The organism is Rhodoplanes elegans, assembly GCF_016653355.1.
In the GTDB taxonomy this organism is placed as follows: domain Bacteria; phylum Pseudomonadota; class Alphaproteobacteria; order Rhizobiales; family Xanthobacteraceae; genus Rhodoplanes; species Rhodoplanes elegans.
This window is the reverse complement of the sequence record NZ_NHSK01000141.1, coordinates 1-26,566: the sequence shown is the minus strand read 5'-3', so window position 1 is coordinate 26,566 and position 26,566 is coordinate 1. Positions and strand designations below refer to the sequence as shown.

27 protein-coding genes are annotated in these 26,566 nt (G+C 71.7%); 16 read left to right on the top strand and 11 right to left on the bottom strand.

Annotated elements, in window-relative coordinates; translation table 11 throughout:
- Nucleotides 1-86: 86 nt before the first annotated feature.
- The 5 genes from rpmA to obgE all read left to right on the top strand — a co-directional run bounded on the left by rpmA (nucleotide 87) and on the right by obgE (nucleotide 2,928).
- Nucleotides 87-362: a 50S ribosomal protein L27 gene (gene rpmA / locus CCR97_RS17650; RefSeq protein ID WP_111357741.1), complete on the top strand. Its 276-nt coding sequence runs from the start codon at nucleotides 87-89 to the stop codon at nucleotides 360-362.
- A 156-nt stretch (nucleotides 363-518) separates the two neighbouring features.
- The gene (locus CCR97_RS17645; protein ID WP_111357740.1) at nucleotides 519-1,133 is read left to right on the top strand and encodes a GNAT family N-acetyltransferase; all 615 of its coding nucleotides are present in this window, start codon (nucleotides 519-521) and stop codon (nucleotides 1,131-1,133) included.
- Nucleotides 1,134-1,191: 58 nt separating this feature from the next.
- The gene (locus tag CCR97_RS17640; protein WP_111357739.1) at nucleotides 1,192-1,443 is read left to right on the top strand and encodes a type II toxin-antitoxin system Phd/YefM family antitoxin; all 252 of its coding nucleotides are present in this window, start codon (nucleotides 1,192-1,194) and stop codon (nucleotides 1,441-1,443) included.
- Entirely contained in the window at nucleotides 1,440-1,880 is a 441-nt protein-coding gene (locus tag CCR97_RS17635; protein ID WP_201159715.1) for a type II toxin-antitoxin system VapC family toxin, read from the top strand. Before CCR97_RS17640 ends, CCR97_RS17635 begins: the two co-directional genes overlap by 4 nt.
- 7 nt (nucleotides 1,881-1,887) lie before the next feature.
- Nucleotides 1,888-2,928, top strand: coding sequence for a GTPase ObgE (obgE, locus tag CCR97_RS17630; protein WP_111357738.1), 1,041 nt, complete (start codon nucleotides 1,888-1,890; stop codon nucleotides 2,926-2,928).
- Between the two features lie 193 nt (nucleotides 2,929-3,121).
- On the opposite strand, the gene CCR97_RS17625 is transcribed toward obgE, so the two are convergent.
- Nucleotides 3,122-3,697, bottom strand: a complete 576-nt coding sequence (locus CCR97_RS17625; protein WP_420826084.1) for a L,D-transpeptidase family protein — start codon at nucleotides 3,695-3,697, stop codon at nucleotides 3,122-3,124.
- 126 nt (nucleotides 3,698-3,823) lie between these two features.
- Here CCR97_RS17625 and CCR97_RS17620 point away from each other — a divergent pair, with 126 nt between their 5' ends.
- Entirely contained in the window at nucleotides 3,824-4,510 is a 687-nt protein-coding gene (locus CCR97_RS17620; RefSeq protein ID WP_111358883.1) for a response regulator transcription factor, read from the top strand.
- 259 nt (nucleotides 4,511-4,769) lie between these two features.
- The gene (locus CCR97_RS17615) at nucleotides 4,770-5,225 is read left to right on the top strand and encodes a cyclic nucleotide-binding domain-containing protein (RefSeq protein ID WP_111358884.1); all 456 of its coding nucleotides are present in this window, start codon (nucleotides 4,770-4,772) and stop codon (nucleotides 5,223-5,225) included.
- Between the two features lie 57 nt (nucleotides 5,226-5,282).
- On the opposite strand, the gene CCR97_RS17610 is transcribed toward CCR97_RS17615, so the two are convergent.
- From CCR97_RS17610 to rph, 8 genes are all read right to left on the bottom strand, one after another.
- The gene (locus CCR97_RS17610; RefSeq protein WP_111358885.1) at nucleotides 5,283-6,098 is read right to left on the bottom strand and encodes an exodeoxyribonuclease III; all 816 of its coding nucleotides are present in this window, start codon (nucleotides 6,096-6,098) and stop codon (nucleotides 5,283-5,285) included.
- An 84-nt stretch (nucleotides 6,099-6,182) separates the two neighbouring features.
- Nucleotides 6,183-7,220, bottom strand: coding sequence for an alpha/beta fold hydrolase (locus CCR97_RS17605; protein ID WP_244670524.1), 1,038 nt, complete (start codon nucleotides 7,218-7,220; stop codon nucleotides 6,183-6,185).
- A gap of 131 nt (nucleotides 7,221-7,351) precedes the next feature.
- The gene (locus tag CCR97_RS17600) at nucleotides 7,352-8,143 is read right to left on the bottom strand and encodes an outer membrane lipoprotein carrier protein LolA (protein WP_201159713.1); all 792 of its coding nucleotides are present in this window, start codon (nucleotides 8,141-8,143) and stop codon (nucleotides 7,352-7,354) included.
- A 229-nt stretch (nucleotides 8,144-8,372) separates the two neighbouring features.
- Nucleotides 8,373-10,910, bottom strand: coding sequence for a DNA translocase FtsK (locus tag CCR97_RS17595; protein WP_201159712.1), 2,538 nt, complete (start codon nucleotides 10,908-10,910; stop codon nucleotides 8,373-8,375).
- Nucleotides 10,911-10,972: 62 nt separating this feature from the next.
- Nucleotides 10,973-12,202, bottom strand: coding sequence for an aminotransferase class I/II-fold pyridoxal phosphate-dependent enzyme (locus CCR97_RS17590; protein WP_201159711.1), 1,230 nt, complete (start codon nucleotides 12,200-12,202; stop codon nucleotides 10,973-10,975).
- A gap of 174 nt (nucleotides 12,203-12,376) precedes the next feature.
- On the bottom strand, nucleotides 12,377-13,564 hold the full coding sequence (gene hemW / locus CCR97_RS17585; RefSeq protein WP_111356628.1) for a radical SAM family heme chaperone HemW: 1,188 nt from the start codon (nucleotides 13,562-13,564) through the stop codon (nucleotides 12,377-12,379).
- A gap of 4 nt (nucleotides 13,565-13,568) precedes the next feature.
- The gene (gene rdgB / locus CCR97_RS17580; RefSeq protein ID WP_111356629.1) at nucleotides 13,569-14,216 is read right to left on the bottom strand and encodes an RdgB/HAM1 family non-canonical purine NTP pyrophosphatase; all 648 of its coding nucleotides are present in this window, start codon (nucleotides 14,214-14,216) and stop codon (nucleotides 13,569-13,571) included.
- On the bottom strand, nucleotides 14,213-14,926 hold the full coding sequence (gene rph, locus CCR97_RS17575) for a ribonuclease PH (protein ID WP_111356630.1): 714 nt from the start codon (nucleotides 14,924-14,926) through the stop codon (nucleotides 14,213-14,215). The genes rdgB and rph overlap by 4 nt, the downstream gene beginning before the upstream one ends.
- Before the next feature lie 261 nt (nucleotides 14,927-15,187).
- On the opposite strand from rph, the gene hrcA reads away from it, so the two are divergent.
- Together hrcA and grpE are read left to right on the top strand one after the other, a co-directional pair.
- The gene (hrcA, locus tag CCR97_RS17570) at nucleotides 15,188-16,261 is read left to right on the top strand and encodes a heat-inducible transcriptional repressor HrcA (protein WP_111356631.1); all 1,074 of its coding nucleotides are present in this window, start codon (nucleotides 15,188-15,190) and stop codon (nucleotides 16,259-16,261) included.
- A gap of 113 nt (nucleotides 16,262-16,374) precedes the next feature.
- Nucleotides 16,375-17,079: a nucleotide exchange factor GrpE gene (grpE, locus tag CCR97_RS17565; protein WP_111356632.1), complete on the top strand. Its 705-nt coding sequence runs from the start codon at nucleotides 16,375-16,377 to the stop codon at nucleotides 17,077-17,079.
- Between the two features lie 66 nt (nucleotides 17,080-17,145).
- On the opposite strand, the gene CCR97_RS17560 is transcribed toward grpE, so the two are convergent.
- Nucleotides 17,146-18,195 (bottom strand): hypothetical protein, encoded by a 1,050-nt coding sequence (locus CCR97_RS17560; RefSeq protein WP_111356633.1) that lies wholly within the window; start codon nucleotides 18,193-18,195, stop codon nucleotides 17,146-17,148.
- 126 nt (nucleotides 18,196-18,321) lie between these two features.
- Complete coding sequence (locus CCR97_RS17555) at nucleotides 18,322-18,555, bottom strand: hypothetical protein (protein WP_111356634.1); 234 nt, start codon at nucleotides 18,553-18,555, stop codon at nucleotides 18,322-18,324.
- A 305-nt stretch (nucleotides 18,556-18,860) separates the two neighbouring features.
- Between CCR97_RS17555 and CCR97_RS17550 the strand changes: the two genes are divergently transcribed.
- The 7 genes from CCR97_RS17550 to CCR97_RS17520 all read left to right on the top strand — a co-directional run bounded on the left by CCR97_RS17550 (nucleotide 18,861) and on the right by CCR97_RS17520 (nucleotide 26,383).
- Complete coding sequence (locus tag CCR97_RS17550) at nucleotides 18,861-20,102, top strand: glutamate-5-semialdehyde dehydrogenase (protein ID WP_244670527.1); 1,242 nt, start codon at nucleotides 18,861-18,863, stop codon at nucleotides 20,100-20,102.
- Between the two features lie 60 nt (nucleotides 20,103-20,162).
- Nucleotides 20,163-20,963, top strand: a complete 801-nt coding sequence (locus tag CCR97_RS17545; RefSeq protein WP_338049095.1) for a nicotinate-nucleotide adenylyltransferase — start codon at nucleotides 20,163-20,165, stop codon at nucleotides 20,961-20,963.
- Between the two features lie 187 nt (nucleotides 20,964-21,150).
- Nucleotides 21,151-21,549 carry a ribosome silencing factor gene (rsfS, locus tag CCR97_RS17540; RefSeq protein ID WP_245428783.1) on the top strand — a complete coding sequence of 133 codons (399 nt, stop codon included), beginning with the start codon at nucleotides 21,151-21,153 and terminating at the stop codon, nucleotides 21,547-21,549.
- A gap of 13 nt (nucleotides 21,550-21,562) precedes the next feature.
- On the top strand, nucleotides 21,563-22,045 hold the full coding sequence (rlmH, locus tag CCR97_RS17535; protein ID WP_111356638.1) for a 23S rRNA (pseudouridine(1915)-N(3))-methyltransferase RlmH: 483 nt from the start codon (nucleotides 21,563-21,565) through the stop codon (nucleotides 22,043-22,045).
- Between the two features lie 147 nt (nucleotides 22,046-22,192).
- Entirely contained in the window at nucleotides 22,193-23,521 is a 1,329-nt protein-coding gene (locus tag CCR97_RS17530) for a murein hydrolase activator EnvC family protein (RefSeq protein WP_111356639.1), read from the top strand.
- Nucleotides 23,518-24,867: a S41 family peptidase gene (locus CCR97_RS17525; protein ID WP_111356640.1), complete on the top strand. Its 1,350-nt coding sequence runs from the start codon at nucleotides 23,518-23,520 to the stop codon at nucleotides 24,865-24,867. Before CCR97_RS17530 ends, CCR97_RS17525 begins: the two co-directional genes overlap by 4 nt.
- A 208-nt stretch (nucleotides 24,868-25,075) precedes the next feature.
- The gene (locus CCR97_RS17520; RefSeq protein ID WP_245428785.1) at nucleotides 25,076-26,383 is read left to right on the top strand and encodes a divergent polysaccharide deacetylase family protein; all 1,308 of its coding nucleotides are present in this window, start codon (nucleotides 25,076-25,078) and stop codon (nucleotides 26,381-26,383) included.
- The last annotated feature ends 183 nt before the right edge of the window (nucleotides 26,384-26,566 follow it).

The following is a 26,566-nucleotide window of genomic DNA, read 5'->3' as shown; positions in this document are numbered from 1 at the left end:
CGGCGCGGTTAACTCTTCGTGTCCGGCCCGGTGATGATTTGGTCACAGTTCGTCGGTAGACCCCTAGATCGAAACGGATTCGAGCGATGGCTCACAAAAAAGCAGGCGGCTCCTCGCGCAACGGCCGCGATTCGGCTGGTCAGCGCCTCGGCGTGAAGATGTTCGGTGGCGAGCGCTGCCGGGCGGGAAACATCATCGTGCGTCAACGCGGCACCAAGTGGCATCCGGGCGTGAACGTCGGCCTCGGCAAGGACCACACTCTCTTCGCGCTCGTCGACGGCACGATTTCGTACCGTACCAAAGCCCAGGGCCGCACCTACGTGTCGGTGGTACCGGCGACGACGCAGGCTGCGGCCGAGTAGACGGTGGATCACTTCGGGGTCCGCCGGCGCAAGTCTCCCGGCGGATCCGCGAAGGACAAGCGGGTTCCGAGAAGGGGAGACCGGAGAGCGCCGGCCTCCCCTTCTCGTTTTGAACGTCCAGCACCGATCACTTCCAGTTGGAACACGGAGCCCGCCATGACCATCCTCGAACGACCCAGGGGCGGCCTGCACGAGGCATGTAGCCTCGTCCTCGAGACCGACCGGCTGATTCTGCGAGCGCCGCGCCTCGAGGACGCAAAAGCCGTAGCGACGCTCGCCGACGACCGCCGGATCGCCGAGAACACGTTGCGTATTCCGCATCCCTACGGTCTCGGCGACGCCGAGGACTGGATCGCCGTCAGCAACCTGGACGGCGGCGAGGACACGTTCCTGATCACCCGGGCCGACGACGGCGCCGTGCTCGGCTCCTGCGCGCTGCGCTGGACGACCGATGAGACGCCGGAGATCGGCTACTGGCTCGGCGCCCCCCATTGGGGCCGCGGCTACGCCACCGAGGCGGCCCGCGCCCTGATCGACCACGCCTTCGGCGAGCATGGCGTCGAGACGGTCGTCGCCGGCGCCCGCACCTCGAACCCGAGGTCGCGCCGGGTGCTGGAGAAGTGCGGCTTCCAGTGGACCGGGGTCGAGCTGCACCGCATCCGCGCCATCCGCTCGTCGGCGCCGTTCGACCGCTTCCGCCTGGAGCGCGCCATCTGGTCGTCGCTCAAGGGCTGGGGCCGCACCGCCACCAAGGTGCGCTGCTCGGCGTAACGCACGCTGTGCGTTCAAGGAAGCTTGAAAATAGCCAGAGAATGGCTATTTTCAAGCGATGAGCACCCATAGCGTCGTCGAAGCGAAGAACCAGCTTTCGGATCTGATCGACCGCGCCTTGCGGGGCGAGGACGTGGTGATCACGCGACATGGGCGCCCGGTCGCCCGCCTCGCACCCGTCGAGCCTGCTATGAAGCCGGTGACGGCAGAGGCGCTCGACTGGCTCGCCGCCCATCGGGTCGGCGACCACGAACCGAGCGAAGACTCCGGCACGCTGGTGTCGCGGATGCGCGACGAGGGCGAGCATTGACGGCCTATCTGGATGCGAGCGTGCTGGTCTCTCTGTTTGCTCGCGACAGCAACTCCGACCGGGCGAGCGCGATCCTCCGCGAAACTGTTCCGGTACTCCTCATCAGCGACTTCGCCACGGCTGAGTTCTCGGCGGCGATCGCGCGCAGAGTTCGGGCAAGCGGCTTGACCTTGCAGGAGGCTCAGGAGGTGTTCGTGAACTTCGATGCCTGGACGACGCGGATCGCCCAACGGGTCGAGACGATCGCCGCCGATATCTCGGTCGCCACCGCCTTCGTCCGTCGCCTCGATCTGAACCTGCGGACCCCGGACGCGATCAACATCGCGATCGCCCAGCGAATCGGGGCTCGACTCTTCACCTTCGATATCGGTATGGAGGCGGTCGCGCGAAAACTCGGCGTTCCTCTCCTGGAGCACGGCGCGACCAACCCGCCGTGATGAGCGCATGAAATTCCTCGACCAGGCCAAGATCTACATCCGCTCCGGCGACGGCGGGGCGGGCTGCGTCTCGTTCCGGCGCGAAAAGTTCATCGAGTTCGGCGGCCCGAACGGCGGCGACGGCGGCCGCGGCGGCGACGTCGTGGCGGAGTGCGTCGACGGCCTCAACACGCTGATCGACTATCGTTATCAGCAGCACTTCAAGGCCAAGACCGGCACCCACGGGATGGGCAAGAACCGCGCCGGCGGGCGCGGCGCCGACGTGGTGCTGCGCGTCCCGGTCGGCACCCAGATCTTCGACGAGGACAACGAGACGCTCCTGGCCGATCTCACTGCGGTCGGCCAGCGCGTCGTCATCGCCAAGGGCGGCAATGGCGGCTTCGGCAACGCCCATTTCAAGTCGTCGACCAACCAGGCGCCACGCCGCGCCAATCCGGGCCAGCCGGGCGAGGAGCGCACCATCTGGCTGCGCCTCAAGCTCATCGCCGACGCCGGCCTCGTCGGCCTGCCGAACGCCGGCAAGTCGACCTTCCTCGCCGCGGTGAGCGCCGCCAAGCCGAAGATCGCCGACTATCCGTTCACGACGCTGCATCCGCAGCTCGGCGTCGTCTCGGTCGACGGGCGCGAGTTCGTGCTGGCCGACATCCCGGGCCTGATCGAAGGCGCCAGCGAAGGCGCCGGCCTCGGCACCCGCTTCCTGGGCCACGTGGAACGGTGCCGGGTGCTCCTGCACCTTGTCGACGGCACCTGCGAGCACGCCGGAAAAGCCTACAAGACGGTGCGGGGCGAGCTCTCCGCCTACGAGCACGAGCTCGACCAGAAGCCCGAGATCGTCGCGCTCAACAAGATCGACGCGCTGTCGCCCGAGGATCTCAAGCAGCAGGTCGCCCGTCTCAAGCGCGCCGCCAAGAAGACGCCGCTGCTCCTGTCCGGCGCCACCGGCAAGGGCGTCCCCGAGGTGCTGCGCGCCGTGCGGGCCGTGGTCGACGGCGAACGCGCCGCCGAGAGCGGCGACGAAGAGGTCGAGGCCGCCGGCTGGCGGCCCTGAATCTTTTCCTCCGGCACCACCTCGTGTCCCGGACGGGCCGCGACGCGGCCCGAGCCGGGACCCAGGGCCACCGAACATTGCTTTGGCCGATCTGTCGCGGGTGTCGCCCCTGGGCCCCGGCTCTGCGGCGCATCAGGCCTGCGGCCTGACGCGCCTTGTCCGGGGCACACGGCCGAAAGCGGCCGCCACGACGTCACCCCACGACGATGCGGGTCCGCGGCCCGATCTTCTCCAACAGCCGCCGCAGATCGCCAGGGGTGAGCGCGACGCAGCCGGCGGTCGGGGAAAATCCCGCGCGGGCGACGTGGATGAACACGGCGCTGCCGCGGCCGGCGACGCGCGGCCGGCGGTTGTGGTCGATCTCGATCACCAGGTCGTACAGCCGGTCGTCGCGCCACAGGACGTCGCCGGGCTCGGCCGTGCCGTCGGCCCGCTTGAGGCGGCGGAACGGCTTGTTGTAGCGGCGGTCGGTCGGGTCCTCGCACCAGGCGAGGTCGCGCGTGATGCGCGTCGTCGGCAGGCCGGAGCGCGGAAACGGCCCGCGATCGGCCCGCCACCACAGCCGCACGGGGCGGAATCGTCCGCGCGGTGTCCCTCCGTCGCCTTCATGCTTGTCGGCCTTCAGGCCGGTCCGGCCGAGGGCGACCGGCAGGCGCAACGGTCCGGCGATCAGCCAGCCGCGGGTCGGGGCGCCGGGGCGCGCCCTCACCACGATGCGGGAGAGGTGCCGGGCCCGGGCTTCCGCCTTTCGTCCATGGGTCTGAGGAATCAAGGGTATGGCCGCCTTCTGGTGCGTCGGGACGCTTGCTCTTTTATGCCCGAATGCTCTACTTCGCGCACACTCGCGTGATTTGTGCGCGTCTAGTGCGTGCGCGTGCGCCAGAGGCCTCGACCGATGCCGAATGCCCGGAAGATCCTGATCGTCGACGACGAGGCCGAGCTGCGCGAGGCCCTGGTGGAGCAGCTCTCGCTCCACGACGAGTTCGAGCCCGAAGCCGTCGACACCGGCGCCAAGGCCGTGCAGGCCGCCAAGGCCGGACCGTTCGACCTGGTGCTGATGGATGTCGGGCTGCCCGACATCGACGGGCGCGAGGCGGTGCGCATCCTGCGCAAGAACGGCTTCAAGGCGCCGATCATCATGCTGACCGGCCACGACACCGACTCCGACACGATCCTCGGGCTCGAGTCGGGCGCCAACGACTACGTGCCGAAGCCCTTTCGTTTCGCGGTCCTGCTGGCCCGCATCCGCGCCCAGCTCCGCCAGCACGAGGCGAGCGAGGACGCCGTGTTTGCCATCGGCCCCTACACGTTCCGGCCGAGCTCCAAGCTGCTGGTCAGCCCGAAGGGCAACAAGGTCCGGCTGACCGAGAAGGAGACGGCGATCCTGCGCTTCCTCTACCGGGCCGGGCAGAAGCCGGTGTCGCGCGATGTGCTGCTCCAGGAGGTCTGGGGCTACAATTCGGGCGTCACCACGCACACGCTCGAGACCCACATCTACCGGCTCCGCCAGAAGGTCGAGCGCGACGCCGCCAACCCGGCCATCCTGGTCACCGAGGCGGGCGGCTACAAGCTCGTGCCGTGAGCGGCCAGCCGGCCGAGGGCCCGCGGGGACCCTGTCCGAACCGTTCGGCGGCCGATGCCAGGGGCCGGGCCGGACAGGAATCTCTGTTTAAGGTTATTGGATTACGATTCGGCTGCGGGGAAGTTCGGAATCCACTTTCGCCGAACTCGCGGTAAATTCGAACGAACCGGTCGCCGGGGGCGCGGCCGGTCCTGCCGTCAACGGAACCGGCCGTCCCGGGTGTAGCCCCCCAAAAGTCCGGCAGCGTCGCTTCGCCCCTATGAGCATCGAGGACGATATCGGCTTCCTGGCGAGCGTGCCGACGTTCCGCCTGCTCGGGCCGAATGCGCTGCGGATTCTCGCCATCGGCTGCGAGAGCCGGTCGCTCGACACGGGCGACACGCTGTTCCGGGGCGGCGAGCCGGCCGACTGTGGCTACGTGGTGCAGGAGGGTGCGTTCCGGCTCGATCCGGGCCGCCCCGACGGGCCGCTGGTGTCGGTCGGCCCCGGCGTGCTGCTCGGCGAGATCGCGCTGCTGATCGACACCGTCCGCCCCGTCACCGCCACGGCGACCGAGCCGTCGACCGTGATGCGCATCCCGCGCCAGCTCTTCCTCAAGATGCTGGAAGGCTTCCCGGACGCCGCCTTCCGGCTGCGCGACCACCTGGCGACGCGCGCCATGGAGACGGCCGACGACATCGCCCAGGTGCGCGCGAATCTCGATCTGGGGCGGTGACTCTCGTCAGTGATGCATCAGCTCGGCCAGTGATGCATCACCGGCCGGTGCTCGGGCTCACATCTCCAGCTTCACGGTCACGGGCACGTGGTCGGATGGCTGGGTCCAGCCGCGGGCCGCGCGGGTGACCGTCATGGACGACACCCGGTCGCCGAGCGCCTGGCTCACCCAGACGTGGTCGAGCCGGCGGCCGCGGTCGGAGGCGGCCCAGTCGGCCGCCCGGTAGCTCCACCACGTATAGAGCTTCTCGGACGGGGGCACGTGCGCCCGCATGGCGTCGACCCAGGCGCCCGCCTGCTGCACGGCGACGAGCTTCTCGCACTCGACCGGCGTGTGCGAGACCACCTTCAGCATCTGCTTGTGGCTCCACACGTCGTGCTCGAGCGGCGCGACGTTGAGGTCGCCGACCAGGATCGAGCGCGCCCCGTTCGCCGGATGCAGATCGACGGCGGCCCGCATCTCGTCGAGGAACTGGAGCTTGTGGGCGAACTTCGGGTTCACGGCCGGGTCGGGCTCGTCACCGCCGGCCGGGACGTAGAAGTTGTGCAGCGTCGCGGGGTCCTTCAGGCCGGCCTGCTCGCCGATCGTCACGGCGACGTGGCGGCAGTCCTGCTTGTCGCAGAACGAGCGCGTGGCGGTCGCCTCGAACGGCAGGCGGGAGACGATGGCGACGCCGTGATAGCCCTTCTGGCCGCTCATCGCGACATGGGTGTAGCCGAGCTTCGCGAACCGCTTGAGCGGGAAGGCGTCGTCCGGGCACTTGGTCTCCTGCAGGCACAGGACGTCCGGCCGGGTCGCCTTGAGGAATTTCGCGACGAGCTCGATCCGCAGCCGGACCGAGTTGATGTTCCAGGTGGAGATGATGAGGGGCATTGGGACCTTCGTTTCGGTCCCTTGATAGCCGGGATGCCGGCGGGAGCAAGGCTCAGGTCCGCCAATCCACTTGCAGAATACGCCTTATTCGGCCGCCGCACCGGCCCGGGTCGGCGGGGGCGTCTCGAGGTCCGGCGCCTCGGGGGCGTGGACGGCGAGCGGAGGGCTCGGCGGGGTGAGCGCCGCTGCGGCGGCCGCGATCGCGGCGGCCACCTGCGGCTCGTAATGCATCATGTGGCCGACTCCCGGGACGACCCGCAGGGTCGCGTTCGGCAGCGCCTCGACCAGGCGGGCGCCCTGGAAATGCTCGACCAGCCGGTCGCCGGCCGCCGCCAGCACGGTCACCGGACAGGCGATCTCGCCGTAGCGCCGCCGCAGGCGCCGCGCCGCCGGGATCATGGCGATCGACTCCTCGGCGACGGCGCGCAGCTGCTCGGGCCGCAGCGCCATGCCGATCGGGAAGCCGGCCCGGAAGGCCGGGGCGACCGGGCGCGGCGCGAACAGGCGGCGCACGAAGGGCCGGGCGATCAGGGCGCCGATCACGGGCGAGATCGTGTGCCGCATCACGGTCCCGACCACCGGCCAGGCCGGGCCGGACATCAGCCACACGTCGAGCCGCCGGGTCGGGACGTAATAGCCGGCCGCCAGCACCAGGCCGGCGACCAGCTTCGGCGCCTGCACGGCGAGCGCGAGCGCGACCAGCGTGCCCCAGGAGTGGCCCACCACCACGGCCCGGTCGATGCCGAGGAGCCGCAGGAGATCGCCGGCGAGCTCGGCCTGCGCCTCCGGCGGCAGCGGCCGGCGCGGGCGGTCGCTCCAGCCGAAGCCCGGACGGTCGAGGCAGACGACGCGATGGGTGCGGGCGAGCCGGTCGATCAGGCCGCTGGCCGCCATGTCCTGGGTCATCGCGCCGTTGCCGTGGAGAAGCAGCACGGCCGGCGCGTCGGGCGGCCCGGCCTCGACGACGTGGAGGCGCAGGCCCATCACCCGCACGAAGCGGCCGCGCGGCGGGTTTTTCCGCTCCGCCCGGCGGCTGGCGACGGCCACGGCCAGCGCGTTCACGGCGAGCAGGCCGGCCATCACGCCGAGGGCGCGCGCGCCTGAATTCTTCATCGAGGTCATGGAGATGTCCCGCGGCCGGCAGCCCGCAACGGCAAAGGGCGCACCGGCCGGCGCGCCCTTCGAACAAATCCGTCGCGATGCTTCCGTTCCGTCCGCGGCAGGCGGCCCGCCCCCGGGGGCGGCGGCGTGCCTTACTGCAGCACGCGCTCGTAGTTGATCCTGAACAGGCCGGGATCGGGCTTGGCGGTCGGATCGAGATTGTAGACCGCGACCGTGGTGTCGTAGCCCTGCGGGTCCGTCACGGTCCACTGCTTGAGCTGCATGTCCTTGGCGCCGAACATCATCATCAGCTTGTGGGTGCCGGTGAGCGCCTGCTTCTCCTCGATCACGATGGTGACGAACACGTCGTCGGCCGAGACCGAGACGACGTTGGTGTCCTTGGTGAGGTCGATCTTGTCGACCAGGAGATAGCGCAGCGGCGTCTGCGACAGCGGATAGAGGTCCTGAGTGGCGAGCTTGCGGTCGCGCACCACCACCGAATTGCCATCGGCGACGACGTCGATCGGGCTCGGCGGATTGTACTCGAAGCGCACCTTGCCGGGCTTCTGGATGTAGAACTGGCCCTCGGTGCGGCCGCCGTCCGGACCGACCTGGATGAAGTTGCCGGTCAGGGCGTGCACGCCGGACAGATAGCCGCTGACCTTGTCGGCCAGCACCTTCTGCGAGCCGTCGAGGCCGCGGCCCTGGGCGGGCGCCGCGACCGGGACGATCGAGCCGGTGGTCGGAGTGCCGGTGAAGGCCGGCGCCGACAACGGCGCGCGGGCCGGCGGCGTCGCCTGGGCGACCCGCTTCTTGGGCGAGGGCACCGGCAGCGGAACCGTCTCGGCAGCCGCGACAGCGGTGGCGCCGACCAGGCAGGCCGCGAGCAGGCACGTCCCGAGCGTCAAGCTGCCGATCCGCGCGGCCGCCCCCGAAGTCCGCATGTTCATCTCCGATTCACCCCATCCTCAGAGACAAGACCTGTCGTCCAGGTCTATGGCGATTTCGCGGCCCGGAGCCGCTGTGACGCGGCCCGGAGACCGCGGTTGCGCGGCCCGAGACGCCGCGAGTCCGCGGCCGGACCGTTCTCCCAAGGTGCTCCGACCAAGCTGCTCCGACCAAGGTGCTCGGGCGCGACTCGCCGCACGGCCATGAGCCAGCATAGCGGGTCGCTCAGAAACTGTCCTCGCCGCCCTCCCCGCCCACCAGAATCTCGCGCTTTCCGGCGTGGTTGGCCTGGCCGACGATGCCTTCCTGCTCCATCCGCTCCATCAGCGAGGCGGCCTTGTTGTAGCCGACCTGGAGGCGGCGCTGGATGTAGCTCGTCGACGCCTTGCGGTCGCGCAGCACCACCTGGACGGCCTGCTGGTAGAGGTCGCCGCCCTCCTGGCCCATCGCGGTGCCGTCGAACACGGCCTCGCCGTCGCCGCCCTCGGGTTCCTCGGCCGTGACCTCCTCGACATATTGCGGGGTGCCCTGCGCCTGCAGGTGGCGGACGATCTTCTCCACTTCCTCGTCCGACACGAAGGGACCGTGAACGCGGCTGATGCGGCCGCCGCCCGCCATGTAGAGCATGTCGCCCTGGCCGAGGAGCTGCTCGGCGCCCTGCTCGCCCAGGATGGTGCGGCTGTCGATCTTCGACGTCACCTGGAAGGAGATGCGGGTCGGGAAGTTCGCCTTGATGGTGCCGGTGATGACGTCGACCGAGGGGCGCTGCGTCGCGATGATGACGTGGATGCCGGCGGCACGCGCCATCTGGGCGAGGCGCTGCACGGCGCCCTCGATGTCCTTGCCGGCGACCATCATCAGGTCGGCCATCTCGTCGACCACGACGACGATGTAGGGCAGCGGCTCGAGGTCGAGCTCCTCGGTCTCGTAGATGGCCGTGCCGGTCTCCTTGTCGTAGCCGGTGTGCACGGTGCGCGACAGGCGCTCGCCCTTGGCCTTCGCCTCCTGGAGGCGGGCGTTGTAGCCGTCGATGTTGCGCACCCCGACCTTGGAGAGCTTCTTGTAGCGGCTCTCCATCTCGCGCACCGCCCATTTCAGCGCGACCACGGCCTTCTTCGGATCGGTGACGACCGGCGTGAGGAGATGCGGGATGCCGTCGTAGACGGACAGTTCGAGCATCTTGGGATCGACCATGATCAGCCGGCACTGGTCCGGCCGCAGCCGGTACAGCAGGCTGAGGATCATGGTGTTGACGGCGACCGACTTGCCCGAGCCGGTGGTGCCGGCGATCAGCAGATGCGGCATGCGGGCGAGGTCGACGATGACGGGATCGCCGCCGATCGTCTTGCCGAGACAGAGCGGCAGCTTGGCCGAGGAGTCGTGATACTGCTCGGCCGCCAGCATCTCGCGCAGATAGATCTTCTCGCGCGTCGCGTTGGGCAGCTCGATGCCGATCACGTTGCGGCCCGGCACCACGGCGACGCGGGCCGACACGGCGCTCATCGAGCGGGCGATGTCGTCGGCGAGCCCGATCACCCGCGACGATTTGATGCCGGGCGCCGGCTCCAGCTCGTACAGCGTGACGACCGGCCCGGGATGTGCGTCGAGGATTTCGCCGCGCACGCCGAAATCGCCCAGCACGGTCTGCAGCGACGCCTCGTTGGCCTTGATCAGGTCCATCGACGGGGCGTGGCGGTCCGACGCCTTCGGGGCGGCGAGCAGGTTGACGGAGGGCAGCTCGTACTCGCTCGCCTTGGCCTTGGCGGGCGGCTTCTTGGGCGGCGGCAGCTTCTTGGCCGCGCGCTTGGGCGCCGGCTCCTCCTCGATCTCGTCCTCGACCTCCGGCTCCTGGGCCTCGCCGAAGGGCGGCGTCTCGTCGTAGGCGCGCCGTTCGACCGGCTCGCCGGTGTCGCCTTCGAAGCGCGGCTCGCGCCGCTCGAAGGTGCGGTGATCGATGTCGGGCTCGCGCGTGGTCTTCGCGAGCTTGATGCCGGCAAGGACGCCGTGCCGGGCCAGCCGCAGCGCCCGCGCCTTGAGGCTGAGCAGCGAATGCACCACGAAGCCGAGCGAGATCGAGGCGCGGTCGGCCCTCGAGTCGTCGTCCTCGTCCGTCTCGGGGTCTGCGGCCGGCGGCGGCGGCGGGGCGGCCTTCTTGGGCGCCGGCTTGGCCTTGGCGACCGGGGCGTCGGGATCGGCCTCGGCGAAGCCGACACCGCTGGCGAACAGGAGCGCGGCGACCGCCAGCGCGCCATACACGGCGGCCAGGACCGTGACGCCGACGCCGGCCGGCAGCACCGCCGTCGGGCCGCGCACCAGGACATCGCCGATCACGCCGCCGAGGCCGCTCGGCAGCGGCCAGGCGGCGCTGCGCGGCAGGCAGGCCGCGAAGCCGGCGGCGAGCGGCGCGCCGAGCCCCCAGGCCAGCACCCGCCACTTCTCGCGGTCGAACCGGCGCAGATGGGCGAGCCGCCAGCCCCAGGCGGCGACCGGACCGACCAGCGCCAGGGTGGCGAGGCCGAACAGCTGCATGAACAGGTCGGCCGCGATGGCGCCGGGGGCGCCGAGCAGGTTGCGCACCGGCGCCGCGGTGGCGTGGCTGAGGCTCGGATCCTTCACCGACCAGGTGACGAGCGCCGCCGTGCACAGCATGGCGAGGCCGACCAGCACGAGCCCGACGAGCTGGCGGACGCGCCGCTCCAGCCCGGCCCGGAGCTCGTCCGGCAGCAGGGTCGCCGCTCCGACTCGGCGCTGCATTGCGGGCATTGCGTCCCCGTGTCTGCCCGGGCGGCCGCGGAATGCGACCGCCGTGTCTCAAAAGGTCGAGCTCAGCCCAGCACGGCGACGAGGCGGTGCAACGCCTCGGCCGTGGTCTCCTCGTTCTGAACCATCGCGAGCCGGATGTAGTCGGCCCCCGGATTGCTGCCGTCGGCCTGGTCGCGCGCGATGTAGCGGCCCGGCAGCACGCGCACGCCGGCCTCCCGCCACAGCTTCAGCGTCACGGCCTCGCTGCCGCCGAGCGCGGCGACGTCGAGCCATAGATAGAAGCCGCCGGCGGGACGCACATAGCCCCAGCGATCGCCGACGATCTGGTCGGCGAGATCGAATTTTCGCGCGTAGAGGCGGCGGTTCTCCTCCACGTGGTCCTCGTCCGCGTAGGCCGCGGCCGCCACGGCCTGGGCGACGCCCGGCACCTGCGGGGCCGCGACGTTGCGCAGATCGAGGAACTTTTGCAGGAACGCCGCGTCGCCCGCCGCGAAGCCGACCCGCAGGCCGGGCAGGTTCGAGCGCTTCGACAGCGACTGGAACACGACGGCGTTGGAGAAGTCGGCGCCCGCGGCCTGAAGGATCCCGGGCGGTGCTTCGCGGGTATAGATCTCCGAGTAGCACTCGTCGGCGAAGACGAGAAAACCGTGCTTGCGGGCGAGCGCCAGCAGGCGGGCCAGATAGTCGAGGTCGGCGACGGCCCCCTGCGGATTGGCCGGCGAGGCGATGTAGAGCGCCACGGTGCGGGCGAGCAGCGCGTCGTCGAGCGCATCGAAGTCGGGCAGGAAGCCGTTGTGTTTCCAGGCCGGCATGTAGACGACCTCGCAGTCGGCCGCCGTGCCGCCGGCCGGATAGGCGGCGTAGAACGGGTTCGGCACCAGGATGGCGGGCTTGCCGGGCAGCGGGCCGCGCCGCGCCTCGACCCAGCGTTTCGCCGCGATGGCGCCGAGAAACAGGCCCTCGCGGGTGCCGCACAGAACCAGCACCTCGCTCGCCGCGTCGACCGGGCGCGGCAGGCCGTAGCGCCGCGTCAGCCAGCCAGCGGCGGCCTCGCGGAACGCATCGGTGCCCTTGCCGGCCGGGTAGCGGCCGAGCGAGGCGAGATCGGCGACCAGCGCGTCCTTCACGAAGGGCGGGATTGGGTGCTGCGGCTCGCCGATCGACAGGTTGATGGGCGCCTGCGCCGGCACGACGCCCGCGAGCAGCTCGGTGAGCCGCACGAAGGGCGAGCGGGTGTCGGGCGGCCTCGCGGGCGAGGCCGAGGGCGCACAGGCGGCGGAGGTCATGGACATCGGATCGTGCGGCTCGTGGGCGGGCGCGCCGGACGGCGCGGCCACGTCGGGGTGAAGCTTAGAGGGGGCGAGGTTAAGGCGCGATTAACCATCGACCGTCAAGGGCCGGACGCGGCGGTGGGCGGGTCGGAAAGTCGCCACAGGGGACGCAGCGCCGCCGGCGCCGGGGCGCGTCTAGGCCGCCAGATCCGCCACCACGGCGTCGAGCACCGGGAAGCCGGAGCGGGTGACGCGCAGCCGGCCGTTCGGCATCGACTCGACGAAGCCGTAGGACATCAGGTCGGCGATGCGGGCCGGGTCGAGCGGGCGGCCGGCGATCTTTTCGAAGCGCTTCGGGTCGATGCCCTCGGTGAGCCGCAGCCCCATCAGCAGGAACTCGTCGGCCTGCTCGGGCCGCGTCACCACCTCGTCGACGACGAGGCCATGGCCCGCCGCCTCGACCTGCGCCAGCCACGCCTCGGGGCGCCGCTCGGTCGCCGTGGCGAAGCGCCGGCCGGCGGGATCGAGCAGGCGGCCATGGGCGCCCGGACCGATGCCGGCATACTCGCCGTAGCGCCAATAGACGAGGTTGTGGCGGCACTCGGCGCCCGGACGGGCGTGGTTCGACACCTCGTAGGCCGGCAGCCCCGCCGCGGCGCAGACCTCCTGGGTGACGTCGAACAGATGCCGCGCGATCGTGTCGCCCGGCACGGCGAGCTTGCCGGCCCGCTCCAGAGCCTCGAACGGCGTGTCGGGCTCGATGGTGAGCTGATAGAGCGAAAGATGCTCGGCCGCCTCGGCGATGGCGCGCCGCAGCTCGGCGGCCCACGCCGCCACGCCCTGGCCGGGCCGGGCATAGATCAGGTCGAACGAGTACCGGTCGAAGATTTTTCGCGCCGTGCCGACCGCCGCCATGGCCTCCGAGGCCGTGTGAAGCCGCCCCAGCGCCTTCAGCGAATCATCGTCCAATGCTTGGACGCCGAGTGAAACCCGGTTCACCCCCGCCGTCCGAAACCCGCGGAACCGCTCCGCCTCGACCGAGGTCGGGTTGGCCTCGAGCGAGATCTCGGCGTCCGGCGCCACGGTCCAGTGCCTCGCGATGGCGTCGAGTACGGCACCGACCGTCTCCGGCTTCATCAGCGAGGGCGTGCCGCCGCCGAAGAAGATGGTCGACACGGTGCGACGCCCGATCCGCTCGGCCGTGGTGGCGATCTCGGCCGCGAAGGCGCGGGCGAAGCGGTCCTGCTCGACGGCAACGTGACGGACATGGCTGTTGAAGTCGCAATAGGGGCACTTCGACAGGCAGAACGGCCAATGGACGTAGACCCCGAAGGGCACGTCCTCGCGGGGCTCGGTCACGCGATCCAGCACGGGGCGCTCCATGAGGTCAGCGTCGCTCAAGGCACGCCTCCGCCAGCATCACGAAGGCGCGGGCCCGATGCGAGAGGCCTTTTCCGATGGGCGGCAACCCGTGCTTCTCCTCGGCCGGCATCTCGCCGAAGGTGCGGTCGTGGCCATCGGGCAAGAACATCGGGTCGTAGCCGAAGCCGAGGTTTCCACGCGGCGGCCACACCAGCACGCCGTCGACGCGGGCCAAAAAATCCTCGCGGTGGCCGTCCGGCCAGGCGAGGCAGAGGGCCGAGACGAAATGGGCGCGGCGCTGCTCCGGCGCGGTCGCACCGCGCGCCACGAGCTTCGCGTGGATGTCGGCCATCGCCCGGAGAAAGTCCTTGTCCGGCCCGGCCCAACGGGCCGAGTGGATGCCGGGCGCCCCGTCGAGCGCGTCGACCACGAGTCCCGAGTCGTCCGAGAAGGCCGGCAGGCCGGTCGCGGCGGCGGCGGCCGCCGCCTTGATGTGGGCGTTCTCGACGAAGGTGGTGCCGGTCTCGTCCGGCTCGGGCAGGCCGAGCTCGCCGGCCGACACGGCCTCGATGCCGTAGGGCGCCAAGAGCTCGCGCATCTCGCGCAGCTTGCCGGCGTTGTGGGTCGCGACGACCAGCCGGCCGGTCAGCACACGATGCGCCGTCTCGCTCACATCACCGCCATTTTCTGCAGCTCGACCAGCCGGCCGACGCCCTTGCGGGCGAGCGCCAGCAGGCTGAGGAACTGGGCCTCGCTGAACGGCTCGCGCTCGGCCGTGCCCTGGATCTCGACGATGCCGCCGTTGCCGGTCAGCACGAAGTTGGCGTCGGTGTCGGCCTGCGAGTCCTCGGCATAGTCGAGGTCGAGCACGGCGAGGCCGTTGTGGACGCCGCACGACACCGCGGCGACGTGATCGCGAAGAACCTCGCCGCGCAGCATGTCGCGCGCCTTCATCCAGGCGAGGCAGTCGTGCAGGGCGACCCAGGCGCCCGTGATCGAGGCCGTGCGGGTGCCGCCGTCGGCCTGGATGACGTCGCAGTCGACCGTGATCTGGCGCTCGCCGAGCGCCTCGAGGTCGACGACGGCGCGCAAGGATCGGCCGATCAGCCGCTGGATCTCGACGGTGCGGCCCGACTGCTTGCCGGCCGACGACTCGCGCCGGGTGCGCTCCGAGGTCGCCCGCGGCAGCATGCCGTACTCGGCCGTCACCCAGCCGCGCGCCTGACCCTTGAGCCACGGCGGCAGGCGGTCCTCCAGCGTGGCGGTGACCAGCACATGGGTGTCGCCGAACTTCACGAAGCAGGAGCCCTCGGCATATTTCACCACGGCGCGTTCGAGCGAGACGGCACGCAGCTCGTCGGGCTGGCGGTGGCTCGGACGCATGGACGGCTCCTCGGGCGAAGCGACGGAACGACGGCGAGGTCGCCGGGGACGGGGTCGCTGTGGGCATGGTGCGATCGGCCGCGCGGCGGGGCCGCGGGAAGAGCGATCGGCGGCTCGCTTTTAGGTCGCCGGGCTGCGGGCGGCAAGGGGCGGCTGTCGGTGGTCCCCGGCCACGAACGCTCTGCGGCTTGCGCTCGCCCGGGCCGAGGGACAAATCTGGAGGCCGAACCCGTCAGTCCAGAGCGAGCCGAGCCAAGCCAAGTGTCCCAGGACCTTCCGATCGGCGCCAGCCCCAGCCTCGTCCAGCTCAACGAGCGCTCCCGCGAGATCTTCCGCGGCATCGTCGACTCCTATCTCGCCACCGGCGAGCCGGTGGGGTCGCGCAACCTCGCGCGGCTGATCCCGATGACGCTGTCGCCCGCCTCGGTGCGCAACGTCATGCAGGACCTGGAGCAGGCCGGGCTGATCTACGCCCCGCACACCTCGGCCGGCCGGCTGCCGACCGAGTTCGGGCTGCGCTTCTTCGTCGACGCGCTGATGCAGGTCGGCGACCTGCCGGAGGACGAGCGGCGCTCGATCGAGGCCCAGGTCGCCGGCGTCGGCCGCTCCATGGAAGGCGTGCTCACCGAGGCGTCGACCATGCTGTCCGGTCTCACCCGGGCCGCCGGCGTGGTGCTCACCACCAAGGCGAACGCGCGGCTCAAGCACATCGAGTTCGTCCGGCTGGAGCCGACCCGGGCCCTGGTCGTGCTGGTCGCCGAGGACGGCCAGGTGGAGAACCGCATCCTCGACCTGCCGCCCGGCCTGCCGAGCTCGGCCCTGGTCGAGGCGACGAACTTCCTCAACCGCCACATCCGCGGCCAGACCCTTCTCGACGCCCGCGCGGCGCTCGAGCAGGCGCTCGCCGCCGGCCGGGCCGAGCTCGACGCGCTCACGCAAAAGATCGTCGCGGCCGGGCTCGCCAGCTGGTCGGGCGGCGACGGCGACGACCGCAAGCTGATCGTGCGCGGCCACGCGCATCTCCTGGAGGACCTGCACGCGCTGGAGGACCTCGAGCGGGTGCGCCAGCTGTTCGACGAGCTGGAGACCCAGCGCGGCCTCGTCGACCTGCTCGGTCGGGCCGAATCGGCGGAGGGCGTGCGCATCTTCATCGGCTCGGAGAACAAGCTGTTCTCGCTGTCGGGCTCGTCGACCATCATCGCGCCCTACCGCGACAGCACCGGCCGCATCGTCGGCGTCATCGGCGTGATCGGCCCGACCCGCCTCAACTACGCCCGCGTCGTCCCGATGGTCGACTACACGGCCCGGGTGATCGGCCGGATGCTCGGGGGGTGAGGCGCGCCGCCCGCGCGGCCGGCCCGCCCCGCGCCCGAAATCCTTGATTTCCCGGCGCGGCCGCCCGATATGCGGGGGCGAAACCGGATCAACGTACAGACGGACGGACCGCCATGACCGACGACAAGGCCGGCGCCGCGACCGCCGAGCAGGCGACGAGCGCGAGCGCCCCCGACACCGCTGCCGCCACGGCCGCCTATGCCGCGACGGCGGCGAACGCCGAGGCCGCCGCCGGCTCGCAAAATCCTGCCGGGCAAGACCCGGCGGTGGATGTCGCGGCGCTCGCCAAGGAGGCCGCCGAGCACAAGGACCGGCTGCTGCGCACGCTCGCCGAGATGGAGAATCTGCGCCGGCGCACCGAGCGCGAGGTCGCCGACGCCCGCGCCTACGGCATCTCCGGCTTCGCCCGCGACATGCTCGCCGTCGCCGACAATCTCCGCCGCGCCTTGGAGGCGGTGAGCGCGGAGAACCGCGACGCCCTGCCGGCGCCGGTGAAGAGCTTCCTCGAAGGCGTCGAGCTGACCGAGCGCGAGCTCCTGAAAGGCTTCGAGCGCAACGGGGTGAAGCGGTTCGATCCGCAGGGCCAGAAGTTCGACCCCAACGTCCACCAGGCGATGTTCGAGATCCCGGACCAGACCACCCCGAACGGCACCGTCGTCCAGGTCGTGCAGGCCGGCTACATGATCGGCGAGCGGGTGCTGCGGCCCGCCCTGGTCGGCGTGTCGAAAGGCGGCCCGAAGGTCGCCCCCGGCGCCGCGGGCGAAGCGGCGGCCCCGGCCGCCGGCGAGGGTCTCCCGCCCGGCGGCACCACGGCCTGATCGCGCGGACGTCTGCCACACGGCGCCGGCCCGTCGCGAGACGGCCGGGCGCCGACGCGGGCGGCCTCAGCCGCGCGGATTGACCCCGTCGCGCACGGCGCGGAAGCGCGGGAAGGCATTCGACCAGACGTCGTCGCGGGCGACCCCGAGGATGCGCAGATAGGCGCCGGAGCCGAAGCGGATCCACTGCACGAGCTTGATCGTCGCGTCGGTCTTGGGGTCCTTGCCCTCCGCCATCACCTGATGGGTGTTGGCGCCGCCGCCGCCGAGCCGCAGCATCTCGGCGTTGACCACCCGCAGGTCCTTGTAGCCGCCGAAGCCGGCCAGCAGGTTGCGGGCGAAGGTGTCGCGCGCCGCCGTCTCCTCCGGCCCGCCGCGGCCGACCGAGACCAGCATCATCGGCTGCTCGGCGGCGTCGAACGTGTCCTTCGGGCCTTCGGTGAGCACCGCGCCGGCGCCGCCGATGACCCGCACGGGCCGCATGCCGGAGAGCTCGTCGATGCGGATCGGCAGCAGGCTCAGCTGCTCCTCGAGCGGCACCGCGTCGCGCCGCGCGACCGAGGCCAGCATGCTGCGCACCGCCGCGTCCGGGTAGCCCTTGGCGGCCTCCTCCGGCACCTGGACGACGACCAGGGCGGCGGCCTCGCCGGCCGGCGCCAGCAGGATCCACTTGCGGACCTTCTTGCCGTCCGCCTCCTGGCGACCGGCCACCAGCGTGCCCTCGCCGCCGGCCGGGAAGCTCTCGCGCGTCTCTTCGACGATGCCCTGCTTCTTGATGCGGTCGCGGGAGATCTGCTTGGCCGTGTCGGCGAGGCTCTGGCCCGTCACCTCCAGCATCAGCACCGAGGCGCCGGTTTCGTCGTCCTCGAAGCCCGGAAACTTCTCGCTCGCCTTGAGGCTGCCGGTCGGGACGAGGCCGAGCTTGATGCCGGGCGGATAGACCGGATCGGCCGCCCGGGCCGTCGTCGTCAGCGGGCCGGCGAGCGCGACCAGCGAGGCCAGCGCGAGACCCAGCGCGGCCGCGCGGGCGGTGCGCGAGCCACGCTCTCGCGCCCGATGCTCGCACGGACGATGCTCGCACGGACCTTGCGCACGCAGACGACGCTCTCGGATCATGACGATTCCCTCGTCCGGCGCGGCGGCCGCCGCCCGGGTCGAGAACAGATGTCAGCGCAATGCGGCGTGGTTCGGGCAGCCCGACATGCGTCCCAGCGCCGCGGACGCGGCGGAGCGACGCCGCGATCAGGCCTGGGCCGCGGGGGCGCGGCGGCGGCGGGCACCGCCGGCGGCGGGCGGCGCGTTGGGCGCCGGGGCGCTCGGCACGGGTGCGTTCGGCGCGAGGTCGTAGCGGCGGCCGTTCGGCATCACCAGATAACGCGACACCACCCGCAGCGTGCCGTGCCGGTCCGGCTCGCCCTCGACGACCAGGCGGGTGCCGACCGGAAACCGGCGGGGCAGGCGCTGTTTCGGCGTCATGGCGATCTCCGGGCTCGACGACTGCGACCGGGCGGGTGGATGGGAGCGTGGGCAACCAGGTCGGCTCGTCCGAGCCGGGTCGACCGAGCCGGTCCGGCCGGATCGCTGCGGGGCCGATCCGACCGAAACGCCAGTCTGCCCCGCGACGAAGACGCGATGGCCCGCTTCGCAGCGGACCTGCGGGCATGCTAGGAAGGTGTCATGACAAAGGCATGTCGCCGATGAGCGCCACCCTGACGACGCCCGGATCCCGTGTGACCGAGTCCCGCGGGCCGGAGGGCCGTACCCCGGACCTGACCGCCGTGATGGCGGACATCGGGCGGCGCGCCCGTGCGGCCGCCGGGGCCGTCGCGCTGGCGAGCGCGATCGACAAGAGCGAGGCGCTGATCGCCATGGCCGAGGCGCTGCGCGCCGCGGCGCCGGAGATCCTCGCCGCCAATGCCGAGGACGTCAGCGAGGCGCGCAGCCGCGGCGCCACGGCGGCGCTGATCGACCGCCTCAAGCTCGACGAGAAGCGCGTCGCCGCGATGGCGGAAGGCATCGAGATCGTGGCCGCGCTGGCCGACCCGGTCGGCGCCGTCATGGAGGCCTGGACACGGCCGAACGGCATGACGATCGAGCGCGTGCGGGTGCCGCTCGGCGTGATCGGCGTCATCTACGAGAGCCGGCCGAACGTCACGGCCGACGCCGGCGCGCTGTGCCTGAAGGCCGGCAACGCCGTGATCCTGCGCGGCGGCTCCGACAGCTTCCGCTCCTCGCGCGCCATTCATGCGGCCCTGGTCGAAGGGCTGCGCGCCGCCGACATGCCCGAGGACGCGATCCAGCTGGTGCCGACCCGCGACCGCGCCGCGGTCGGGCTGATGCTCGGCGGGCTCGACGGCAACATCGACGTGATCGTGCCGCGCGGCGGCAAGGATCTGGTCGCCCGGGTGCAGGCCGAGGCGCGGGTGCCCGTGTTCTCGCATCTCGACGGCAACTGCCACGTCTATGTCGACGCCGGCGCCGATCTCGCGATGGCGAAGACCATCCTGATGAACGCCAAGCTGCGGCGCACCGGCGTGTGCGGCGCGGCCGAGACCCTGCTGGTCGACCGCGCCGTCGCGGCGACCCATCTGGCGCCGCTCGTGACCATGCTGCTCGACGCCGGCTGCGAGGTGCGCGGGGACGCCGCGGCGCAGGCCGTCGATGCGCGTGTAAAGGCGGCGACCGAGGCCGACTGGGCGACCGAGTATCTCGACGCCATCATCGCCGCCAAGGTGGTCGACGGCGTCGACGAGGCGATCCGCCACGTCAACCGCTACGGCTCGCACCACACCGACGCGATCGTCACGGCCGATCAGGCCGCGGCCGAGCGCTTCCTGGCCGAGGTGGACTCGGCCATCGTCCTGCACAACGCCTCGACCCAGTTCGCCGACGGCGGCGAGTTCGGGTTCGGGGCCGAGATCGGAATCGCCACCGGCCGGCTGCATGCCCGCGGCCCGGTCGGCGTCGAGCAGCTCACCACCTTCAAGTACCGCATCCGCGGCTCGGGTCAGACCCGTCCATAGGGGCGATCGATCCTCCCGGCCGGGAGGCAGCCCGCGGAGCCGGAGGGATCCTCGACTTCCATGCCCATGGCGTACCATTCGCTCCGGCCCGTCTCGGCGGGGGACGAGGCGGCGCTTCGCGGCCGCGACTATCGCGTTCCGCCCTACGCGCCGGGAATGCGGATCGGCCTGTTCGGCGGCACCTTCGACCCGCCGCACGAGGCCCATCTCGCCGCCTGCCTGCTCGCCATGCGGCGGCTGCGGCTCGACCGCGTGTGGTGGCTGGTCACGCCCGGCAACCCGCTGAAGAACACCTCGGGCCTGGCGCCCTTGGCCGAGCGGATCGAGGCGGCGCGGGCGCTCGCCCGCCATCCGCGCATCGCCGTCACCGGGCTCGAGGCCGCGGTCGGGGTGCGCTACACGTTCGACACCGTTCAGTATCTGGTGAAGCGCTGTCCCGGCGTGCATTTCGTCTGGATCATGGGAGCCGACAACCTGCGCAGCTTCCACCGCTGGAACAACTGGCGCGGCATCGCCGACCTGGTGCCGATCGTGGTGGTCGACCGGCTCGGGCCGAGCCTCTATGCGAGCTCCGGCGTCGCCGGGCGGGCGCTAGCCTTCGCCCGCGTCAACGAGGACCGGGCGGTCCGGCTGCCCTATCTGAAGCCGCCCGCCTGGGCGTTCCTGCACGGCCTGAAGTCGCCGCTCTCCTCGACCCAGCTGCGCGCCCAGCGGCGGCTGCCGGCGGGTGACGGGCACGCCGGCGACGGGACGGCCGGAGACGCCACCGAGGCGGCGGATGACGACGCGAGCTCCGCTACGACCGTTGCCCGGACGCCAGAGCCCGAAAGAAACCTCCGGCGCGGCACCGCGGGTGGTTGAAACCGTTTACTCCACCCCCTTATCTTGAGAGTGGCCGGCCGAAGAGGCCCAGCTCTCGCTCAACAGGTCTTGCTCGAAGGAAGGTCCCCTGACGACATCTGCGCGCTCGCGGGCGAGCGCCTCCCGAAAGCCCGCCGCCTCCGCCGCCCCCTCGGGCCCGGCCAAGTCGAAACCGTCGAAGCCGGCCGTGCCGGCCGCGGTCGACACCGACGCCGCTCCGCTGCAGCCGGCCCCGCCGCGTCCCGCCGCCGACGAGACGCTTCGCCTCGTCCTCGCCCGCCTCGACGACATGAAGGCCGAGGAGACGACGACCATCGATCTCCGCGACAAGTCCGTGCTGGCCGACACCATGGTGGTCACCACCGGGCGCTCGAACCGCCATGTCGGCTCGATCGCCGACCGGGTGGTCGAGGACCTGCACAAGGCCGGCGTGCGGACCAAGGTCGAGGGCATGCCGCATTGCGACTGGGTGCTGATCGACGCCGGCGACGTGATCGTCCACGTCTTCCGCCCGGAGGTCCGCAGCTTCTACGCGCTGGAGAAGATGTGGGCGCCGCGCGACGCCGGCGCGCGCCGCGCCAGCTGAGCCGGAGGCCGCCATGCGGCTGGTCGTGGCCGCGGTCGGCCGGATGAAGGCGGGCGCCGAGCGCGAGCTCGGCGATCGCTATCTCGACCGGCTGGCGAAGAGCGGTCGGGCGATCGGCCTGCGCGACGTCGAGATCGTCGAGATCCGCGAGAGCAAGGCCCAGGAGACCGACCGCCGCCGGCTGGAGGAGGCGATCGCGCTCGCCAACGTGATCCCGGACGGCGCCGTGACGGTGGCGCTCGACGAGCGCGGCCGCAATCTCGACAGCCAGGCCTTCGCGGGCGAGATCCGGACCTGGCGCGACACCGGCCGCGAGGCCGCCGTGTTCGTGATCGGCGGGGCGGACGGCCTCGGCGAGGAGATCCGGCGGCGCGCCGACCTCGTCCTGTCGTTCGGCGCCGCCACCTGGCCGCACCAGCTCGTCCGGGTGATGCTGCTCGAGCAGCTCTATCGCGCGGTGACGATCCTGTCCGGCCATCCGTACCACCGGGGGTGAGCCGACGCCCGCGCGGGTCGCCGCCCGAGCGAAATCATGGACGCGAATTCATCCGCCGGCGCGGCGCGGCGACGCGAAGCCGCCCCAATCCGTCGGTAAGTGCCTCCCATTCCCGTGCCTCGCGATTCCGGATCGCCGCTGCAACCGATGACGCCGAGCCCGTCCTCCCGCCCCGCGCGCGCCGCGTTGTCGCTGGCGCTGGCCTTCGCTTGTGCGGCCGCGCCGGCCGGCCCAGTCGTCGCGCAGGAGCGTGGCCGCTCCCCGGCGGCGCTCGACACCATCCGGCAGCGCGACAAGGAGCTCGAGACGATCCGGGCCGAGCAGAAGCGCGCCGCCGACACCGAGAAGCAGCTTCGCGCCGAGATCGACCGGCTCGGCGAGGACCGCCGCAAGCTGAATCAGACCATGATCGACACGGCCGGGCGGGTGCGCGGCGCCGAGCAGGCGATCGCCGCCATCGAGGCGCGGCTCGACCTGCTCGAATCGACCGAGCACGGCATCAACGGCTCGCTGGAGTCGCGCCGCGCCACCATCGCCCAGGTGCTGGCCGCCCTGCAGCGGCTCGGCCGGCGGCCGCCGCCGGCCTTCCTGGTGAGCGCCGAGGACGCGCTGAAGTCGGTGCGCACCGCGATCCTGCTCGGCGCCGTGCTGCCCGAGCTGAAGAGCGAGGCCGAGGCGCTCGCCACCGATCTCGCCGACCTCGTGCGGGTGCGCCGCGACAGCGCCGCCGAGCGCGCCAAGCGGGCCAACGACCTCGCCGTGCTGGCCGAGGAGCGCACCCGGCTCGGCCTGCTGATCGAGGAGCGCCAGAAGCGTCTCGGCGAGGTCGAGAAGGAGCTCTACACGGCGCGCCGCCGCGCCCTCCAGCTCGCCCTCCAGGCCGACAACCTGAAGGACCTGATCGCGCGGCTCGAGCACAATCTCGACGCCGCGGCGCGCGCCGCGCGCGCCCAGGCCGAGCACCAGGCGGCGGTCGGCGCCAGGCCCGATCTCGCCGCCCTGAAAGACCCCGGCCGGCTCGCCCCGGCGATCGCCTTCGCCTCGGCCAAGGGGACGCTGCCGCTGCCCGTCAACGGCATGCGGCTGCGCGAGTTCGGCGCCGCCGACACGCATGGCGGCACCGAGAAGGGGCTGTCGATTACCGCCCGGGCCGGCGCCCAGGTGACGGCGCCGTGCGACGGCTGGGTGGTCTATGCCGCCCCGTACCGTTCCTATGGCCAACTCTTGATCCTGAATGCCGGCGGTGGATATCATGTGCTGCTGGCAGGCATGGAACGGATCACGGTCGATCTCGGCCAATTCGTCCTGACCGGAGAGCCCGTCGGGACGATGGGAAGCAGCGGTCCGGCGATGGCGAGCGCCGCCGCCGGCGGACCGTCACCACCCGTGCTTTACGTGGAGTTCCGCAAGGACGGGCTCCCGGTCGATCCGTCCCCCTGGTGGGCAACCAACGAGAGCGAGAAGGTCCGCGGATGATGCGAAAGACTTCACTGGTTCTGCTCGGGGCCGCCACCGGCGCCGCCCTGACCGGCCTCGCGACCCAGATCCCGACCGGCCTCGCCAACAACCTGCTGTGGTCGAGCGCCAAGGCCGCCTCCACCGACACCTATCGTCAGCTCAACCTGTTCGGCGACATCTTCGAGCGGGTGCGCTCGCACTATGTCGAGAAGCCGGACGACTCCAAGCTGGTCGAGTCGGCGATCAACGGCATGCTGTCCGGGCTCGACCCGCATTCGAGCTACATGGACCCGAAGAGCTTCCGCGACATGCAGGTGCAGACCCGCGGCGAGTTCGGCGGGCTCGGCATCGAGGTCACCATGGAGGACGGCCTCGTCAAGGTCGTCGCCCCGATCGACGACACCCCGGCCGCCAAGGCGGGCATCCGCGCCAACGACGTGATCACGCATCTCGACGGCGAGGCCGTGCAGGGCATGACCCTGAACCAGGCGGTCGAGAAGATGCGCGGCCCGGTCAACACCAAGATCAACCTCAAGGTGATGCGCAAGGGCGCCGAGAAGCCGCTCGAGATCGCCATCACGCGCGACATCATCCGGGTCCGCTCGGTGAGGAGCCGCATCGAGGGCACCGACGTCGGCTACATCCGCATCACCCAGTTCAACGAGCAGACCACCGAGGGCCTGAAGAAGGCGCTCGGCGACATCGCGAGCCAGATCCCGGCCGACAAGCTGCGCGGCTTCGTCATCGACCTGCGCAACAATCCGGGCGGCCTGCTCGATCAGGCGATCTCGGTGTCGGACGCCTTCCTGGACCGCGGCGAGATCGTCTCCACCCGCGGCCGCGATCCCGACGAGACCCAGCGCTTCAACGCCCGCCCGGGCGACCTGACCAAGGGCAAGCCGGTGATCGTGCTGGTCAACGGCGGCTCCGCCTCGGCCTCCGAGATCGTCGCCGGCGCCCTCCAGGATCACAAGCGCGCGACCCTGATCGGCACCCGCTCGTTCGGCAAGGGCTCGGTGCAGACCATCATCCCGCTCGGCGCCGGCAACGGCGCGCTGCGGCTGACCACGGCGCGTTACTACACGCCCGCCGGCCGCTCGATCCAGGCCAAGGGCATCGTGCCGGACATCGAGGTCCTGCAGGACGTGCCGGACGAGGTGAAGTCGCGCGCCGAGATGCGCGGCGAGTCCTCGCTGCGCGGCCACCTCAAGGCGGACGGCGAGGAGCAGGCCGGGTCGCAGTCCTACGTGCCGCCGGAGGCCAAGGACGACAAGGCCCTCGGCATGGCCCTCGACCTGATGCGCGGCACCCAGCAGAACGCCGCGTTCCCGCCGAGCGGCAAGGCCGCCGCGGTGCCGAACTGAGCCGGCGCCGACTGGTTCCGAGTTGACGAAGGGCGGCCGCGAGGCCGCCCTTTTCGCATGCGCGACGGGTTCGGGAGGCATCCCGTACCGCCCACCGCCGACGGGCTCGGGCCGTTGCCGTTTGCGCCTGCCGGATCAGCGCGTTGGTGCCGCACCGGGGCGAATCGTGCGTGCTACACTCGCGGCCGTGATTCGCAGGGAGTCAACGGTGGCCGGCGACGATCTGGAGAAGCCGCTCGGCGTGCCCGAGCCGGGCGAGGCGGGCGGGCCGGAGCCCGAGCATCGGCGCAAGCGCCGTCACGTCCCGGTCGGGATGCCGATCGCGGCGCTGCTTGCCCTCTGCCTCGTCGGCTTCGTCGGCTGGGCCGTCGTGGTCGACGATCCGACCGGCGGCGAGCCCACCGCCGTCGTCGCGCTGCCGCCCGGCACCATCCCGGCCACCCCGAACGGCGCCGCCCCGGCGAGCGAGCCCGGTGGCGCGGCGGCACCCGCCGACAAGCCCGGCGCCGACAAGCCGGGCACCGGCCAGCCGGGCACCGGCCAGAAGGGCGCCGCGCCCGCCGCCCCGGCGGGCGGCCAGACCGTGACCATCATCGACGGCTCGACCGGCAAGCGCCAGCAGGTGTCGGTCGGGGCCGGCGAGAGCAAGGCGGAGGCCGCCGGCGACGGCAAGGCCGACGGCAAGCCGTCCGGCCAGAAGCCCGACGTCAAGGTCGCGGCGGTCGAGCAGTCGCTGCTCGAGGCGACCCGCCACGGCCACGTGCCGCGCATCGCCCTCGACGGCACCCGTCCGTCGGTCGCCTATGCCCGCAAGGGCCCGCCGGCCAGCGAGGCGGCCGTCCGGGTCGCCCTCGTCGTCGGCGGGCTGGGCGTCGGCAGCAGTGGCAGCGCAAAGGCGCTGGAGAAGCTGCCGCCCGTCGTCTCGCTCGCCTTCGTGCCTTACGGGACCGAGGTCGGGCCGCTCGCCGCCAAGGCGCGCGGCCAGGGCCACGAGATCCTGCTGCAGCTCCCGATGGAGCCGTTCGACTATCCGGACAACGATCCGGGGCCGCAGACGCTGCTGACCTCGCTGACCCCGGAGCAGAACGTCGACCGCATGCAGTGGGCGATGAGCCGCATGCAGGGCTATGTCGGCGTCGTCAACTACATGGGCGGCCGGTTCACCTCGACCGAGACGGCGATCGGCCCGGTGCTGCGCGAGGTCGCCAAGCGCGGCCTCGTCTACATCGACGACGGCACCTCGCCGCGCAGCTTGGCGAGCCAGTTCGCCGGCGCCAACAACCTGCCCTTCGCCAAGGCCGCCGTGGTGATCGACGCGGTGCCCTCCAACGCCGAGATCGACCGGGCGCTCGCCCGGCTGGAGACGACGGCGCGCGAGACCGGCAGCGCGGTCGGCATCGCCCGCGCCCTGCCGCTGTCGATCGAGCGCCTGACCCAGTGGATCAAGCAGGCCGAGGGCCGCGGCATCGTGCTGGTGCCGATCACGGCCATCACGGCGCGCGCCAAGGCGAGCTGAGCGCGTCCCGGCGGGGCGGTTTTCCGCGTGATTTTCCGCTGCGACCGGCTGCCGCGGCACCCCGAAACCCGCTATGGTGGCGCGCTTTTCGCGCACCCGTCTCCCGCCGAACCGATCCCCGGAAGCCCCGGAGCCCCGCCGGGACGCGCTCAGCTCGCCTTGGCGCGCGCCGTGATGGCCGTG

What these genes read in the sequence shown, in the direction of transcription:
- CCR97_RS17550 (WP_244670527.1), top strand. Translation starts at nt 18,861, where the DNA reads ATGGCGGACATCGGGCGGCGCGCCCGTGCGGCCGCCGGGGCCGTCGCG.
- rlmH (WP_111356638.1), top strand. Translation starts at nt 21,563, where the DNA reads ATGCGGCTGGTCGTGGCCGCGGTCGGCCGGATGAAGGCGGGCGCCGAG.
- rpmA (WP_111357741.1), top strand. Translation starts at nt 87, where the DNA reads ATGGCTCACAAAAAAGCAGGCGGCTCCTCGCGCAACGGCCGCGATTCG.
- CCR97_RS17525 (WP_111356640.1), top strand. Translation starts at nt 23,518, where the DNA reads ATGATGCGAAAGACTTCACTGGTTCTGCTCGGGGCCGCCACCGGCGCC.
- CCR97_RS17545 (WP_338049095.1), top strand. Translation starts at nt 20,163, where the DNA reads ATGCCCATGGCGTACCATTCGCTCCGGCCCGTCTCGGCGGGGGACGAG.
- obgE (WP_111357738.1), top strand. Translation starts at nt 1,888, where the DNA reads ATGAAATTCCTCGACCAGGCCAAGATCTACATCCGCTCCGGCGACGGC.
- CCR97_RS17615 (WP_111358884.1), top strand. Translation starts at nt 4,770, where the DNA reads ATGAGCATCGAGGACGATATCGGCTTCCTGGCGAGCGTGCCGACGTTC.
- hemW (WP_111356628.1), bottom strand. Translation starts at nt 13,564, where the DNA reads ATGGAGCGCCCCGTGCTGGATCGCGTGACCGAGCCCCGCGAGGACGTG.
- CCR97_RS17610 (WP_111358885.1), bottom strand. Translation starts at nt 6,098, where the DNA reads ATGCCCCTCATCATCTCCACCTGGAACATCAACTCGGTCCGGCTGCGG.
- CCR97_RS17605 (WP_244670524.1), bottom strand. Translation starts at nt 7,220, where the DNA reads ATGACCTCGATGAAGAATTCAGGCGCGCGCGCCCTCGGCGTGATGGCC.
- CCR97_RS17620 (WP_111358883.1), top strand. Translation starts at nt 3,824, where the DNA reads ATGCCGAATGCCCGGAAGATCCTGATCGTCGACGACGAGGCCGAGCTG.
- CCR97_RS17560 (WP_111356633.1), bottom strand. Translation starts at nt 18,195, where the DNA reads ATGATCCGAGAGCGTCGTCTGCGTGCGCAAGGTCCGTGCGAGCATCGT.
- CCR97_RS17530 (WP_111356639.1), top strand. Translation starts at nt 22,193, where the DNA reads ATGACGCCGAGCCCGTCCTCCCGCCCCGCGCGCGCCGCGTTGTCGCTG.
- CCR97_RS17590 (WP_201159711.1), bottom strand. Translation starts at nt 12,202, where the DNA reads ATGTCCATGACCTCCGCCGCCTGTGCGCCCTCGGCCTCGCCCGCGAGG.
- CCR97_RS17600 (WP_201159713.1), bottom strand. Translation starts at nt 8,143, where the DNA reads ATGCGGACTTCGGGGGCGGCCGCGCGGATCGGCAGCTTGACGCTCGGG.
- CCR97_RS17645 (WP_111357740.1), top strand. Translation starts at nt 519, where the DNA reads ATGACCATCCTCGAACGACCCAGGGGCGGCCTGCACGAGGCATGTAGC.
- CCR97_RS17640 (WP_111357739.1), top strand. Translation starts at nt 1,192, where the DNA reads ATGAGCACCCATAGCGTCGTCGAAGCGAAGAACCAGCTTTCGGATCTG.
- CCR97_RS17595 (WP_201159712.1), bottom strand. Translation starts at nt 10,910, where the DNA reads ATGCCCGCAATGCAGCGCCGAGTCGGAGCGGCGACCCTGCTGCCGGAC.
- grpE (WP_111356632.1), top strand. Translation starts at nt 16,375, where the DNA reads ATGACCGACGACAAGGCCGGCGCCGCGACCGCCGAGCAGGCGACGAGC.
- CCR97_RS17555 (WP_111356634.1), bottom strand. Translation starts at nt 18,555, where the DNA reads ATGACGCCGAAACAGCGCCTGCCCCGCCGGTTTCCGGTCGGCACCCGC.
- rph (WP_111356630.1), bottom strand. Translation starts at nt 14,926, where the DNA reads ATGCGTCCGAGCCACCGCCAGCCCGACGAGCTGCGTGCCGTCTCGCTC.